The sequence below is a fragment of the Flagellimonas amoyensis genome (genome assembly GCF_003058265.1).
Taxonomy (GTDB): domain Bacteria; phylum Bacteroidota; class Bacteroidia; order Flavobacteriales; family Flavobacteriaceae; genus Flagellimonas; species Flagellimonas amoyensis.
The window spans coordinates 14594-29729 of sequence record NZ_QBUK01000006.1 but is presented as its reverse complement, the minus strand read 5'-3'; the positions used below and the strand labels follow the sequence as shown (position 1 = coordinate 29729).

Annotated in this window: 15 protein-coding genes and 5 tRNA genes; all 20 read left to right on the top strand. The window is 45.9% G+C overall.

From position 1 onward, the window contains the following. Positions 1-2 precede the first annotated feature (2 nt). Positions 3-230 (top strand): PspC domain-containing protein, encoded by a 228-nt coding sequence (locus DB398_RS09500; protein ID WP_108424160.1) that lies wholly within the window; start codon positions 3-5, stop codon positions 228-230. 206 nt (positions 231-436) lie between these two features. Further along, complete coding sequence (locus DB398_RS09495) at positions 437-2500, top strand: amino acid carrier protein (protein WP_108424159.1); 2064 nt, start codon at positions 437-439, stop codon at positions 2498-2500. A gap of 16 nt (positions 2501-2516) precedes the next feature. Further along, a complete protein-coding gene (locus tag DB398_RS09490; RefSeq protein WP_108424158.1) occupies positions 2517-3377 on the top strand; it encodes a ComEA family DNA-binding protein in 861 nt (286 codons plus the stop codon). A 34-nt stretch (positions 3378-3411) separates the two neighbouring features. Continuing rightward, on the top strand, positions 3412-4551 hold the full coding sequence (locus tag DB398_RS09485; protein ID WP_108424386.1) for an acyl-CoA dehydrogenase family protein: 1140 nt from the start codon (positions 3412-3414) through the stop codon (positions 4549-4551). 70 nt (positions 4552-4621) lie between these two features. Next, on the top strand, positions 4622-4816 hold the full coding sequence (rpsU, locus tag DB398_RS09480; protein ID WP_072879609.1) for a 30S ribosomal protein S21: 195 nt from the start codon (positions 4622-4624) through the stop codon (positions 4814-4816). Positions 4817-4914: 98 nt separating this feature from the next. Continuing rightward, the gene (locus DB398_RS09475) at positions 4915-5805 is read left to right on the top strand and encodes a tyrosine-type recombinase/integrase (protein WP_108424157.1); all 891 of its coding nucleotides are present in this window, start codon (positions 4915-4917) and stop codon (positions 5803-5805) included. Positions 5806-5861: 56 nt separating this feature from the next. Beyond that, positions 5862-6164 (top strand): ribosome hibernation-promoting factor, HPF/YfiA family, encoded by a 303-nt coding sequence (gene hpf, locus DB398_RS09470; protein WP_108424156.1) that lies wholly within the window; start codon positions 5862-5864, stop codon positions 6162-6164. 102 nt (positions 6165-6266) lie between these two features. Then, positions 6267-6340, top strand: a tRNA-Thr gene (locus tag DB398_RS09465). A 22-nt stretch (positions 6341-6362) separates the two neighbouring features. Then, positions 6363-6445, top strand: a tRNA-Tyr gene (locus DB398_RS09460). 80 nt (positions 6446-6525) lie between these two features. Continuing rightward, positions 6526-6598: transfer RNA gene (locus tag DB398_RS09455), tRNA-Gly, on the top strand. A 90-nt stretch (positions 6599-6688) separates the two neighbouring features. Continuing rightward, positions 6689-6760, top strand: a tRNA-Thr gene (locus tag DB398_RS09450). Positions 6761-6808: 48 nt separating this feature from the next. Then, positions 6809-7996: an elongation factor Tu gene (gene tuf, locus DB398_RS09445; RefSeq protein ID WP_072879615.1), complete on the top strand. Its 1188-nt coding sequence runs from the start codon at positions 6809-6811 to the stop codon at positions 7994-7996. A gap of 67 nt (positions 7997-8063) precedes the next feature. Further along, positions 8064-8136: transfer RNA gene (locus DB398_RS09440), tRNA-Trp, on the top strand. Positions 8137-8225: 89 nt separating this feature from the next. Then, on the top strand, positions 8226-8414 hold the full coding sequence (secE, locus tag DB398_RS09435; protein ID WP_108424155.1) for a preprotein translocase subunit SecE: 189 nt from the start codon (positions 8226-8228) through the stop codon (positions 8412-8414). A gap of 8 nt (positions 8415-8422) precedes the next feature. Beyond that, the gene (gene nusG / locus DB398_RS09430) at positions 8423-8974 is read left to right on the top strand and encodes a transcription termination/antitermination protein NusG (protein ID WP_108424154.1); all 552 of its coding nucleotides are present in this window, start codon (positions 8423-8425) and stop codon (positions 8972-8974) included. Between the two features lie 68 nt (positions 8975-9042). After that, entirely contained in the window at positions 9043-9480 is a 438-nt protein-coding gene (rplK, locus tag DB398_RS09425) for a 50S ribosomal protein L11 (protein ID WP_108424153.1), read from the top strand. A gap of 19 nt (positions 9481-9499) precedes the next feature. Beyond that, on the top strand, positions 9500-10192 hold the full coding sequence (gene rplA / locus DB398_RS09420) for a 50S ribosomal protein L1 (protein ID WP_108424152.1): 693 nt from the start codon (positions 9500-9502) through the stop codon (positions 10190-10192). A 26-nt stretch (positions 10193-10218) separates the two neighbouring features. Then, positions 10219-10734 (top strand): 50S ribosomal protein L10, encoded by a 516-nt coding sequence (gene rplJ, locus DB398_RS09415; RefSeq protein ID WP_108424151.1) that lies wholly within the window; start codon positions 10219-10221, stop codon positions 10732-10734. A gap of 53 nt (positions 10735-10787) precedes the next feature. Next, positions 10788-11168, top strand: a complete 381-nt coding sequence (rplL, locus tag DB398_RS09410) for a 50S ribosomal protein L7/L12 (protein ID WP_072879628.1) — start codon at positions 10788-10790, stop codon at positions 11166-11168. A 128-nt stretch (positions 11169-11296) separates the two neighbouring features. Then, positions 11297-15106, top strand: a complete 3810-nt coding sequence (gene rpoB / locus DB398_RS09405) for a DNA-directed RNA polymerase subunit beta (protein WP_108424150.1) — start codon at positions 11297-11299, stop codon at positions 15104-15106. The last annotated feature ends 30 nt before the right edge of the window (positions 15107-15136 follow it).

Genomic DNA, 15136 nt, shown 5'->3' with positions numbered 1-15136 from the left:
GCATGTCTTTGTTCTATAACACCCTTTATTATTTCCAAAAACGAGGCTTCGAGGTCTGTAGGCGTATTGCCGAGCGATTGGGAATCCGTGCAAGGGTGGTACGCACCAGTTTCATCTATCTGACCTTTGTGACCTTGGGATTTGGTTTTGCACTCTATCTTTTCATTGCCTTTTGGCTCCGCATCAAGGATTTGGTCTATACAAAGCGCACTTCTGTTTTTGACCTGTAACGTTATCGGAAACCAGTACAACCTCTTGCTGAAATCAAGTTTTTTGAATCATTTGGACATCTGTTAAAAGAAAATGGGATGTCATTTTTGATGCCAATACAAAATTTTCCAGATCGCATAGTTAAAAAAACATAAAATTTGATAGCGTTGATTTTTTTTTGGATATTGCTGCCTTTACCATACCAAAAACTAACTAATACCAACATATGAAGTATTTTCTTACTCTAATGTCTTTTTTTGCCCTGTCCGTGGGCTTTTCACAGGAATTGACCGTTGAGGGCAAGACCTACAATGTCTCCAAGAACATCAATGACGGGGCCATAGAACTTGAAGTGAGCGGAGGGGTTGAGCCTTATACCTATAAATGGAGCAACCAAAGTACGCCCCTGACCTCAAAAAGGGCACAGGGCCTTGTGGAAGGGATACCCTACAGTGTTGTGGTGACCGACGCGGCCGGAAATTCCGTGACAAAGGAATTTGAGATCAAGACAGAATCCATCACCGAAATTTTCAATGGAACCATGACCCCGGCAGTAAGCGCTTTGGGGTCTGTTCTTTTTTGGGACCCTTTTGCAGCCATCGGAGTCTACGATCCCGTGGCCTATGCAGATGTCAAGCTGATCGGGGTGCCCGATTGGAGCAATGAGACCCAGGACAAGTTTGTGATGAAGCAATGGCTGAAGACCGATGGACAAAATGTTGCGGTCGGGGACGATATTGCCATCATCACCAGTGACAAGAACGGTGACATCACCATCAAGGCCACCGCAAAAGGAAAGCTCCATCACAAAGTGAAGGAAGGAAAGGTGATATACAATTCCGAGAACCAAGAGCACGTCATCGAGCAGGGCGCGCACTATTTTGCGGAAGTGGAGTATGATGAGCCAATCGCCATGGTCCACCCCAATGGAGATCCCATTATAAAAGGTATCCCCTTTATCGTGATCTGGTTGGTTTTGGGAGCCTTGTTCTTCACCATCCGTATGGGCTTTATCAACATTCGTGGGTTTAGGCACTCCATTGATCTGGCCAAAGGAAAATATGATGACCCGGATGCACCTGGGCAAGTGACCCACTTCCAAGCTTTGGCCACTGCCGTTTCAGGTACCGTGGGTCTTGGAAACATCGCAGGAGTTGCTGTGGCAGTCTCGTTGGGAGGTGCAGGGGCCACTTTCTGGATGATCGTTTGTGGATTGCTTGGGATGTCCTCCAAGTTTGTGGAGTGTACGCTTGGGGTCAAGTATCGAGACATATTGCCTGACGGGCGTGTGTTCGGTGGCCCGATGAACTATTTGCGTTACGGTCTCGAGAAAAGAAACATGAAAGGTTTTGGAAAGGTGTTGGCAGGTGTTTTTGCCGTGTTGGCCATCGGTGCCTCCTTTGGAGGAGGAAACATGTTCCAGGCCAACCAATCCTTTGAGCAATTGGCAGGACAGTTCCCCGTTTTGGCGGGCAACGGATTCTGGTTCGGTGTGGTCACCGCAATTTTGGTCGGGGTGGTCATCATCGGTGGGATCAGCAGCATTGCCAAAGTAACAGGTAAGATAGTGCCCATCATGGCATCTATTTATATTGTAGCGGCCCTTGCCGTTATCATCATGAACATTCAGAACATAGGCCCTGCCTTTTCAGCCATTTTTGATGGGGCGTTCAGTCCTTCTGCGCTAAAAGGGGGTATTTTGGGTGTATTGGTCATCGGTTTCCAAAGGGCGGCCTTTTCCAATGAAGCAGGGGTCGGTTCCGCTGCCATTGCCCACAGTACGGCCAAGACCAACAATCCGCCTTCTGAAGGATTCGTGGCCTTGTTGGAGCCTTTTATAGATACAGTGGTCGTGTGTACGCTGACCGCATTGGTATTGATCTTTACAGGAATGCACGAAGTAGAGGGTATGGCAGGTGCCCAGTTGACATCTGACGCCTTCGGAAGCCAGATTTCTTGGTTCCCTTACATATTGGCCTTGGCAGTGTTCCTTTTTGCCTTCTCCACCATGATTTCATGGTCTTATTACGGAATGAGGGCCTGGACCTACCTTTTTGGGAAGAGCAAGCGTTCCGAAATGTTCTACAAAATGCTGTTCTTGGTGTTTGTGGTCGTTGGTGCTTCTGTAAGTTTGGGAGCCGTGTTGGATTTTTCCGATATGATGATCTTGGCAATGTCCTTCCCTAACATCATAGGATTGTACATTATGTCCGGTGAGGTGAGAAAAGATTTGGACGGCTATTTGCAAAAATTGAAATCCAACCAGCTTTTCAAAAAAGCGAAGAGCTAAGCATTGGTTTAAAATAATGATGAGATCATCCCACTTTAGGTTCAACAAACAAGAACGGAGTGGGATTTTCTTTTTATTGCTCCTTGTGGTTTTGGTGCAAGGGGTTTATTATGTGGTGCAGTCAAAACCTTTTGGCGATGGCACGAATTTTACCGAGGATGCCCTGGCCTTGCCCCAATTGGACAGTTTGAAGCATAGCGTTCCAAAAGACACGTTGCAACTGGCCCAGTTCAACCCCAACTACATGAGCGATTATAGGGGGTATGTGCTCGGGCTCTCCACGGACGAGCTGGACAGATTGGTCGCTTTCAGGAAACAGGGAAGGTATGTGAATTCCGCAGAAGATTTTCAGGAAGTGACCCAGATATCAGATTCTCTTTTGGAAACTATCTCTCCCTATTTCAAATTTCCTGTATGGCGACAGAGGGAAACTGTACGGCCATCGAAACCATTTGCCCAAAAAGAAAAGAAGGTAGTTGCCCCAAAGGACCTGAACCTTGCCACCAAAGAGGAATTGATGCGCGTGAACGGCATTGGGGATAAGCTATCGGACCGAATCATCAATTTTAGGGAGCGGCTCGGTGGATTTTTGGTGAACGAGCAGCTCTACGATGTGTATGGCCTGGACCCGGAAGTTGTAAAAAGGGCGTTGGTCAACTTTCAGGTGTTAAAGCCGCCAACGGTGGACAAGCTCAACATCAACACCGCTTCGGTGCAGCAACTTTCAGCCTTGGTGTACATCAACCGTGACTTGGCTAGGGAAATTGTATCCTATAGGGAGGGCAATGGGGTCTTTTCAACATGGGACGAATTAGCGAACGTTAAGACCTTTCCAAAGGAAAGGATTGATAGAATTAAGCTATATTTGACCCTATAAAATTGCACGAATGGTTACGGAAACTATGTCCATGATGAACTTTGATTATTCAGAGACCCAAAAAATGGTAGCTGAATCTGCGCGGGATTTTGCCCAGCAATATATTCTTCCCCATGTGATGGAATGGGACGAGGCCCAGACCTTTCCCGTTGAAGTCTTCAAGAAGGCAGGGGAGTTTGGTTTTATGGGAATTTTGGTGCCAGAGGAGCTGGGAGGTTCTGGATTGGGCTATCATGAATATATCGCCATTTTGGAGGAAATCTCCAAAGTGGACCCCTCCATTGGACTTTCCGTGGCGGCACACAATTCGCTATGCACCAACCATATCCTGTCGTTTGGGAATGCGGAGCAAAAGCACCGTTGGATCCCAAAATTGGCCAGTGCGGAATGGATAGGGGCGTGGGGGCTCACGGAACACAACACAGGGTCGGATGCAGGTGGAATGAACACCACTGCGGTGAAGGATGGGGATCATTGGGTGCTGAATGGTGCCAAGAACTTTATTACCCACGGAAAGAGTGGTGATATTGCTGTAGTGATCGCCAGAACAGGGGAGAAGGGGGATAGTCACGGGATGACGGCCTTTGTGATAGAAAAAGGCACTCCGGGTTTTACGAGTGGTAAAAAAGAAGACAAACTGGGCATGAGGGCCAGCGAAACGGCCGAGCTCATCTTTACCGATTGTAGGATTCCCGATACCAACCGTTTGGGGGAAGTGGGCGATGGCTTTGTACAGTCCATGAAAGTATTGGACGGCGGCCGTATTTCCATAGGGGCCCTGTCGTTGGGTATTGCCAAAGGGGCCTACGAAGCTGCTCTGAAATATTCCAAGGAACGGGTGCAGTTCGGAAAACCGATATGTGAGTTCCAGGGCATTTCCTTCAAATTGGCAGATATGGCCACGGAAATAGAGGCGTCGGAACTGCTGTTGCACAAAGCTGCCTTCCTCAAGAACGAGGGAAGGCCCATGACCAAATGGAGTGCCATGTCCAAGATGTACGCTTCGGAAGTCTGTGTAAAAGTGGCCAATGAGGCCGTCCAGATCCATGGAGGGTATGGCTACACCAAAGACTTTCCCGTGGAAAAGTTTTACCGCGATTCAAAACTCTGTACGATAGGAGAGGGAACCACCGAAATCCAAAAATTAGTGATTTCAAGAAATATTCTCAAGTAATTTTGCGCGTTAAAAATTAATAACCCTATATTTGCACTCCAAAATTCTAAAAGAAAGGAGGTTGTAGCCCATGTTAATAATACCAGTTAAAGAAGGAGAGAACATCGATAGAGCCCTGAAGCGTTTCAAGCGAAAGTTTGACAAAACGGGAACCATGCGTCAGTTGAGAAGCAGGCAGCAGTTCACCAAGCCTTCTGTAGAGCGTAGAGCTCAAATTCAGAAAGCGCAGTATATTCAAGGTCTTAGGGACCAAGAAGAAGTATAGGGTTCAACTGAACAATATATACCATCCCGTTCCATCATTGGAACGGGATTTTTTTGTTTTATATACTGGGCCGATTGGGATTTCGCTATTTTTGAGATATGTCCGTACCGGCTTTCATATCGTATCTCAAACTGGAGAAGAACTACTCGCCCCATACCATAAAGGCCTATGAGCGGGATATCGCGGAGTTTTCCAGCTTTTGCGAAGAACACCACGACACATCTTCCATAACCGATATAGGATACCCGCTGATCCGAAACTGGATCGTTTCCCTGTCCAATGGAGGAATGTCCAATAGGAGCATCAATAGAAAAGTATCTTCCCTGCAGGCTTATTACAAATTTTTGATGAAGGTGGGGCAAATCACTGTTTCGCCTTTGGGGAAGCACAGGGCGCTCAAGACCGAGAAGAAGGTGGAAGTGCCCTTTTCGGAGCGTGAAATGGCCGTTATTCTTTCCGAAATACCTTTCCCGGACAATTTTGAGGGCACTCGGGACAAACTCATCATAGAGCTCCTATATGCCTCTGGAATGCGAAGGGCGGAAATGGTCAATCTTAAGGTGGGCGATGTGGACTTGGGCAGGGGCACCCTAAAAGTGCTGGGCAAGAGAAACAAGGAGCGCATCTTGCCACTTTTGCCTTCAACCATAGAACTCATAAAGGGCTATTTGGAGCTGCGTTCCGGGGTGGAAAACAGCGCAGGGTCGCTTTACTTTTTTTTAACAGAAAACGGTCTTAAAATTTACGAAACACTTGTTTATCGCGTTATAAATAAGTATTTTAGTTTAGTGTCCCCCAAGGTAAAAAAGAGCCCGCACATACTGCGGCATACCTTCGCAACACACTTGCTGAACAGGGGGGCTGATTTGAATTCGGTCAAGGAATTATTGGGCCATTCAAGTTTGGCATCCACGCAGGTGTACACACACAATAGCATTGCCGAACTGAAGAAAGTTCATCAAAAGGCCCATCCCAGAAACAAGAAATAGACCTTTCTTGTATTGTTTAACACCGCTGCCGCTGGCAGTACTAAAAACTAAGTCCTATGAAGGTAAACGCACAATCGGTAAATTTTGTAGCTGATGGTAAGCTCATCGACTTTATCCAGAAAAGAATGGATAAGATGGAATTGTTCTATGACAGGGTCATTGATTCGGAAGTTTTTTTGAAAGTGGACAACACGAGTACTAAGGAGAACAAAATAGTGGAAATCATGGTTTCCGTGCCCAGGGATAAATTTATGGTAAAAAAGCAGTGCAAGTCCTTTGAGGAAGCAGTGGATTCGGCCTGTAGTTCATTGGAAAGACGGTTGGTCAAACGAAAGGAAAAATTAAGGGCCAAGGCCTGATCAAAATTTTTGAAATTTTATTTTGATTAAAAGAAAATATCTCTACATTTGCAGTCCGTTAGAAATAGCGGACTTTTTTTGTGACCGAAAGGGGTTCAAAATGCCGATATAGCTCAGTTGGCTAGAGCACGTGATTTGTAATCTCGGGGTCGTGGGTTCGAGTCCCTCTATCGGCTCGTAAGGTACTGAAAATAAGGCGGGGAGATACTCAAGCGGCCAACGAGGACAGACTGTAAATCTGTTGGTTTTCACCTTCGCAGGTTCGAATCCTGCTCTCCCCACGAAAATTGCCGTCGGGCAATTTGAAGAGTGGAAGTTTTTTGAAATTATGATTACTTGGGGTTCAGGCCCCGAAAAAAATGCGGGAGTAGCTCAGTTGGTAGAGCGTCAGCCTTCCAAGCTGAATGTCGCCGGTTCGAACCCGGTCTCCCGCTCTAGATTTGAAACTGTGGTTTCATTTAATAAGGTTAAAGTTTTCGCGAGCGCGCTCGCGACTTTAAACTCTAAACCTGATTAACCCATAGGCCGGTGTAGCTCAGGGGTAGAGCGTTTCCTTGGTAAGGAAGAGGTCAGGGGTTCAATTCCCCTCATTGGCTCAAAACGATTTGTACACTAATATAAACTAAGAATTAAATTATTTTAAAATGGCAAAGGAAACTTTCGATCGTTCCAAACCCCACTTAAATATTGGTACCATTGGACACGTGGATCACGGTAAAACTACATTGACTGCCGCTATTACAACTGTATTGGCGAACGCAGGTCTTTCTGAGATGAGGAGCTTTGACTCCATCGACAATGCGCCGGAGGAGAAAGAAAGAGGTATTACTATCAATACTTCACACGTTGAGTATCAAACTGCTAACCGTCACTACGCTCACGTTGACTGTCCTGGTCACGCGGATTACGTAAAGAACATGGTTACAGGTGCTGCTCAGATGGACGGTGCCATCTTGGTTGTTGCTGCAACTGATGGTCCTATGCCACAAACCCGCGAGCACATCCTTTTGGGTCGTCAGGTAGGTATTCCACGTATCGTTGTTTTCTTGAACAAAGTTGACATGGTGGATGATGAGGAGCTTTTGGAGCTTGTTGAAATGGAAGTAAGGGAATTGCTTTCTTTCTACGAGTACGATGGTGACAACGGTCCTGTTATCGCTGGTTCTGCACTTGGTGCTTTGAACGGTGAGCAAAAATGGGTTGACACTGTAATGCAGTTGATGGATGCTGTTGACAGCTGGATCGAACTTCCTGAAAGGGATGTTGATAAGCCTTTCTTGATGCCTATCGAAGACGTGTTCACTATCACAGGTCGTGGTACTGTTGCAACAGGTCGTATCGAAACTGGTGTTGCCAACACAGGTGACCCTGTAGAGATTATCGGTATGGGTGCTGAGAAATTGACTTCCACTATCACTGGTGTTGAGATGTTCCGTAAGATTTTGGATAGGGGTGAAGCTGGTGACAACGTTGGTCTTCTTTTGAGGGGTATCGAGAAATCCGATATCAAAAGAGGTATGGTAATCTGTAAGCCAGGTTCCGTTAAGCCACATGCCAAATTCAAAGCTGAGGTCTATATCCTTAAGAAAGAAGAAGGTGGACGTCACACTCCATTCCACAACAACTACCGTCCTCAGTTCTACGTTCGTACAACTGACGTAACAGGAAACATCAACCTTCCTGATGGAGTTGAAATGGTTATGCCTGGTGACAACTTGACAATCACCGTTGATTTGATCCAGCCTATCGCCTTGAACGTAGGTCTACGTTTCGCTATCCGTGAGGGTGGTAGAACAGTAGGTGCTGGTCAGGTTACTGAGATTCTAGATTAATCATATATAAAAGTATTGCACTAAAGGGTGTCCTGAGCTATCGGGATACCTTTCAGTGTAAATATAAACGGGTGTAGCTCAGTTGGTAGAGCACTGGTCTCCAAAACCAGGTGTCGGGAGTTCGAGTCTCTCCTCCCGTGCAAAGGTAAAAGCATGATGACGGGATTAAAATCTCTCTGAAGCCTGTGCTGAGCACAGCCGAAGCATGCAAGTTAATTCAAAGAAGATTATGATCACTTACATAAAAGAATCTTTCGAAGAGCTAAAGAACAATGTTACTTGGTTGGAAAAAGGCAAAGCCTCCAACCTAATGGTCATCGTGGCGGTTTTTTCAATCCTGTTCGCATTGGCCACTTGGGGAGTGGATTCCCTGTTCAGTAAGTTGATCAGATTGTATTTTGATAAATTAATAGGATAACGATCGGTATGTCTGAGGTTCTGGAGAAAAAATGGTATGTGGTAAGAGCGGTCAGTGGTCAGGAAAACAAGATCAAGGGCTATATTGAAACAGAGGTGGAGCGAAATGGTTTTGGCGATTACCTTGAAGAAGTTCTTGTGCCTACCGAAAAAGTCGTACAGATCAGAAACGGAAAGAAGATCAACAAGGAAAGGGTTTACTTTCCGGGTTATATCATGATAAAGGCCAATTTGGGTGGTGAAATGGTGCACATTATCCGTTCCATTACCAATGTGATCGGCTTTTTGGGAGAAACCAAAGGAGGTGATCCCGTGCCTTTGCGAAAATCAGAGGTGAACCGTATGTTGGGGAAAGTGGACGAGTTGGCTGTCAATACGGACAACGTATCCATTCCATTTGTGTTGGGAGAAACGGTGAAGGTTATTGATGGGCCTTTCAATGGATTCAATGGAACCGTTGAAAAAATCAATGAAGAAAAGCGTAAGCTGGAAGTGATGGTGAAGATTTTCGGAAGAAAGACACCATTGGAGCTCAGCTATATGCAAGTAGAAAAAGTATAACAAGAGCTGTTACATAGATAAAGCTGTGTTGCTTCCAATTGACACAACTTTAAATTTAATTAGAAACAATGGCAAAAGAAGTAAGTAAGGTAGTTAAATTACAAGTTAGGGGAGGTGCTGCGAACCCATCGCCACCGGTTGGACCCGCCTTAGGTGCTGCTGGTGTTAACATCATGGAGTTCTGCAAGCAGTTCAATGCTCGTACGCAGGACAAACAGGGCAAGGTATTGCCTGTTGTTATCACCGTCTACATGGACAAATCTTTCGAGTTTGTCGTAAAAACACCACCTGCGGCAGTTCAATTGATGGAAGCAGCTAAGATTAAAAAAGGATCGGGCGAACCTAACAGGGTCAAGAACGGTACCGTATCATGGGACCAAGTGAAAACCATCGCAGAGGACAAAATGGCGGATTTGAACGCATTCACCATTGAATCTGCAATGAGCATGGTAGCAGGTACTGCCAGATCAATGGGCCTAAAAGTATCGGGTACCAAACCTTTTTAAAATCGTAAAGCATTTATAAATGGCAAGATTGACGAAAAAGCAGAAAGAGGCCCAGGCTAAGATAGAGAAGAACAAACTCTATTCTTTGCAAGAGGCATCAGCTTTGGTAAAAGAAATAACCAATGTAAAATTTGACGCTTCCATTGATATTGCAGTTCGTTTGGGTGTAGATCCACGAAAAGCGAACCAAATGGTGCGTGGCGTGGTTACCCTTCCACATGGAACTGGTAAGGACGTTAAGGTTTTGGCATTGGTGACCCCGGACAAAGAAGCGGAAGCTAAAGAAGCTGGCGCTGACTTTGTAGGGTTGGACGATTATTTGGATAAGATCAAAGGCGGTTGGACCGATGTGGATGTGATCATCACCATGCCAAGCGTTATGGGTAAATTGGGTCCATTGGGTCGCGTTTTGGGACCAAGGGGATTGATGCCCAATCCAAAAACAGGAACTGTGACCATGGAGGTTGGTAAGGCTGTTTCCGAAGTGAAGGCTGGTAAAATCGACTTCAAAGTAGATAAGACCGGAATTGTACATGCTGCAATTGGTAAGGCATCTTTCTCAGCGGATAAGATCGCTGGCAACGCCAAAGAATTGATCGATACTTTGGTGAAACTGAAGCCTTCCGCAGCAAAAGGAGTGTACATGAAGAGCATCTACTTGTCCAGCACCATGAGTCCCAGTGTTCAATTGGATCCAAAAGCAGTAGTTTAATTAGCTGGTAGTTCAATATTTTAACTATGACAAGAGAAGAAAAAGCAATCGTAATAGAAGATTTGACTGCACAGTTGGCCGAGAGCGCTAATATCTATTTGGCGGATATCTCCGGATTGGACGCTGTTGCCACTTCCAACCTAAGAAGGGCATGTTTCAAGGCGAACATTAAACTTGCGGTGGTCAAGAACACCTTGCTTGCAAAAGCAATGGAAGCCTCTGATAAGGAATTTGGTGAACTTCCCAACGTGTTGAAAGGTAATACATCTTTGATGTTGTCCGAAACAGGGAACGCACCTGCGAAACTTATCAAGGACTTTAGAAAAAAATCAGATAAACCTTTGTTGAAAGGAGCTTTTATAGCTGAGGCGATCTACGTTGGAGACGAAAACCTTGAGGCACTTGTGAACATCAAGTCCAAAGAAGAGGTCATCGGGGATATCATCGGATTGTTGCAGTCTCCTGCCAAGAACGTTATCTCTGGACTTAAGTCCGGTGGTGGCAAACTGGCTGGAATCCTCAAGACATTATCTGAGAAATAATTCGCGCACAATAAACTAAGTATATTTTTAAAATTTTATTAAACGATAGAAAAATGGCAGATTTAAAAGATTTTGCAGAACAGTTGGTAAACCTTACAGTAAAAGAGGTAAATGAATTGGCCGACATCCTTAAGAACGAATACGGTATCGAGCCTGCTGCTGCTGCAGTAGCTGTTGCTGCTGGCGGTGCTGCTGGTGGTGATGCTGAAGCCGCTGAGGAAAAAACCGAATTTGATGTGATCCTTAAGGCAGCCGGTGCCTCTAAATTGGCAGTGGTTAAATTGGTCAAAGAATTGACTGGTCTTGGATTGAAAGAAGCTAAGGACATCGTTGACAGCGCACCTAAAGCTGTTAAGGAAGGTATTTCTAAAGACGAAGCCGAAGGCATCAAAAAATCATTGGAAGAAGCAGGAGCAGAAGTTGAGCTTAAATAATAGCTTTTCCCATATAAGTTTGGTTAAGGTCTTTCCATTTTTTGGTTAGACCTTAGCCTATTTTAATAAGGAGTGTATAAAGCCGTACACCGACCCACATAGTATTCACGTTCAAAATTTGTCCATAGATGTTCACAAACACTATTGAAAGAGTTAATTTCGCATCCGCTAAGAACATACCGGAATACCCGGATTTCTTGGACATTCAGATAAAATCGTTTCAGGATTTCTTCCAATTAGAAACTAAATCTGACGAAAGAGGGAACGAAGGTCTCTACAACACCTTCATGGAGAATTTTCCAATCACCGATACCAGAAACCAGTTCGTCCTGGAATTTTTGGATTACTTTATAGATCCACCCAGATATTCCATCCAAGAGTGTATCGAGCGTGGACTTACCTATAGCGTTCCCCTAAAGGCGCGCCTTAAACTGTACTGTACCGATCCCGAGCACGAGGACTTTGAGACCATAGTGCAGGACGTGTACTTGGGCACCATCCCATACATGACTCCCAGCGGAACGTTTGTGATCAACGGAGCGGAACGTGTGGTGGTTTCCCAGTTGCACCGATCTCCAGGGGTCTTCTTCGGACAGTCGTTCCACGCGAACGGGACAAAACTATATTCGGCCAGGGTAATCCCTTTCAAAGGATCTTGGATCGAGTTCGCTACCGATATCAATGGTGTCATGTACGCCTATATCGATAGAAAGAAAAAATTACCGGTGACCACCCTTTTCCGTGCCATTGGCTTTGAAAGGGACAAGGATATCCTCGAGATCTTCGACCTTTCCGAAGAGATCAAGGTGTCCAAGGCCGGATTGAAAAAGGTATTGGGCCGTAAACTGGCCGCTAGGGTGCTGAACACATGGCATGAGGATTTCGTGGACGAAGATACTGGAGAAGTAGTGTCCATCGAGCGTAACGAGATCATCCTAGATCGTGATACCATTTTGGAAAAAGAGCATATCGATGAGATCATTGATGCCGATGTGAAGGCCATCCTTCTTCACAAGGAGAACAATGCGCAGTCGGATTATGCCATCATCCACAATACATTACAAAAAGACCCTACCAACTCTGAAAAAGAAGCGGTAGAGCACATCTATAGACAATTGCGTAATGCCGAGCCGCCCGATGAGGAGACCGCTCGTGGTATTATCGAGAAATTGTTCTTCTCCGATCAACGTTACTCCTTGGGAGAGGTCGGTCGTTACAGAATGAACAAGAAATTGGGCTTGGACATCGGTATGGACAAAGAGGTCCTTACCAAAGAAGACATCATCACGATCATCAAGTATTTGATCGAGTTGATCAACTCCAAGGCAGAGATCGATGATATCGACCACTTGTCCAACCGTCGTGTACGTACCGTTGGAGAGCAATTGTCCCAACAGTTTGGTGTAGGTTTGGCCCGTATGGCCCGTACCATCCGTGAGCGTATGAACGTTCGTGACAACGAAGTGTTCACCCCGATCGATTTGATCAACGCGAAGACCTTGTCATCCGTGATCAACTCTTTCTTCGGGACCAACCAGTTGTCCCAGTTCATGGACCAGACCAACCCGTTGGCAGAGATTACACACAAGAGAAGATTGTCCGCCCTAGGACCAGGTGGTCTTTCCCGCGAAAGAGCCGGATTCGAGGTGCGTGACGTTCACTATACCCACTACGGAAGGTTGTGTCCGATCGAGACACCTGAAGGACCGAACATTGGTTTGATCTCCTCACTTTCCGTATTTGCGAAGGTGAACAGCATGGGCTTCTTGGAAACTCCATACCGTAAAGTTGTTGATGGTAAGGTCGATGTGAAAGAACACATCTACCTGAGTGCAGAGGAAGAAGAAGGTATGAAGATCGCCCAGGCCAATATTCCATTGAAAGACGATGGAACCATTGACAGGGAGAAGGTCATCGCCCGTGATGAAGGGGATTTCCCAGTGGTAGACCCAGTGGAGATCAACTACACCGACGTTGCCCCGAACCAGATTGCATCCATTTCCGCATCCTTGATCCCATTCTTGGAGCATGATGATGCGAACCGTGCCTTGATGGGATCCAACATGATGCGCCAGGCCGTACCATTGTTGCGTCCAGAATCCCCAATCGTGGGTACCGGTTTGGAAAGACAGGTGGCTACCGATTCCAGGGTATTGATCAATGCTGAGGGAGATGGAGTTGTGGAATATGTGGATGCACAGAAGATCACCATCAAATATGACAGAACCGAGGAAGAGCGCTTGGTAAGCTTCGAAGAAGACTCCAAGACCTACGAATTGGTGAAATTCAGAAAGACCAACCAAGGTACCAGCATCAACTTGAAACCCATCGTAAGAAAAGGAGACAAGGTGAAAAAAGGACAGGTACTTTGTGAAGGATATGCTACCGAAAAGGGAGAATTGGCCTTGGGTAGGAACATGAAGGTTGCCTTCATGCCTTGGAAAGGGTACAACTTCGAGGATGCGATCGTGATCTCTGAAAAAGTGGTCCGCGAGGATATCTTTACTTCGGTGCATATCGATGAGTATGCCTTGGAAGTAAGGGATACCAAATTGGGAGCAGAGGAATTGACCAATGACATTCCCAACGTATCCGAAGAGGCCACTAGGGATTTGGACGAGTACGGTATGATCCGTATCGGTGCCGAAGTAAAACCTGGTGATATCTTGATCGGTAAGATCACTCCAAAAGGAGAATCCGACCCTACACCTGAGGAAAAACTGTTGCGTGCCATTTTTGGTGACAAGGCAGGAGATGTGAAGGATGCTTCCTTGAAGGCATCACCATCTTTGAGGGGTGTGGTCATCGACAAGAAATTGTTCTCACGTTCCATCAAGGACAAGAGAAAACGTTCCGAGGATAAAGAAGCGATCTCTAGGTTGGAAATGGACTACGAAGTGAAGTTCCAACAACTGAAAGATGTGCTAATCGAAAAATTGTTCGGTCTGGTCAATGGAAAGACATCGCAAGGTGTCATCAACGATTTGGGTGAAGAGGTACTTCCAAAAGGAAAGAAATACACCATCAAGATGTTGAACGCCGTTGACGATTTCGCCCACTTGGTAGGAGGTAGCTGGACAACCGATGAGGATACCAATGCTTTGGTGGCCGATCTGTTGCACAACTACAAGATCAAGTTGAACGACATCCAAGGAAACCTGAGAAGGGACAAGTTCACTATCTCCGTAGGGGATGAGCTTCCTGCAGGCATCATGAAGTTGGCCAAAGTGTATATCGCCAAGAAACGTAAGTTGAAAGTAGGTGATAAAATGGCAGGACGTCACGGTAACAAAGGTATCGTTGCCCGTATCGTCCGTCAAGAGGACATGCCTTTCTTGGAAGACGGAACCCCTGTGGACATTGTGTTGAACCCATTGGGTGTACCTTCAAGGATGAACATTGGTCAGATCTATGAGACCGTTTTGGGTTGGGCAGGTTTGAAATTGGGCCAGAAATATGGTACCCCAATTTTTGACGGAGCCACCTTGGACGATATCAACGAGCTTACCGATAAGGCTGGTGTTCCAAGATTTGGGCATACCTACCTATATGATGGTGGAACTGGTCAACGTTTTGACCAAGCGGCCACGGTTGGTGTGATCTACATGCTGAAATTGGGCCACATGGTGGACGATAAGATGCACGCACGTTCCATCGGGCCATACTCATTGATCACACAACAACCATTGGGTGGTAAGGCCCAGTTTGGTGGTCAGCGTTTTGGAGAGATGGAGGTATGGGCATTGGAAGCCTATGGAGCTTCATCTACCCTTAGGGAAATCCTGACCGTGAAGTCGGATGACGTTATCGGTAGGGCCAAGACCTATGAATCCATCGTAAAAGGTGAGACTATGCCAGAACCCGGCTTGCCGGAATCTTTCAACGTATTGATGCACGAACTTAAAGGTTTGGGCTTGGATATCAGATTGGAAGAATAGAACACTATACATTAATTATATCATCACCAT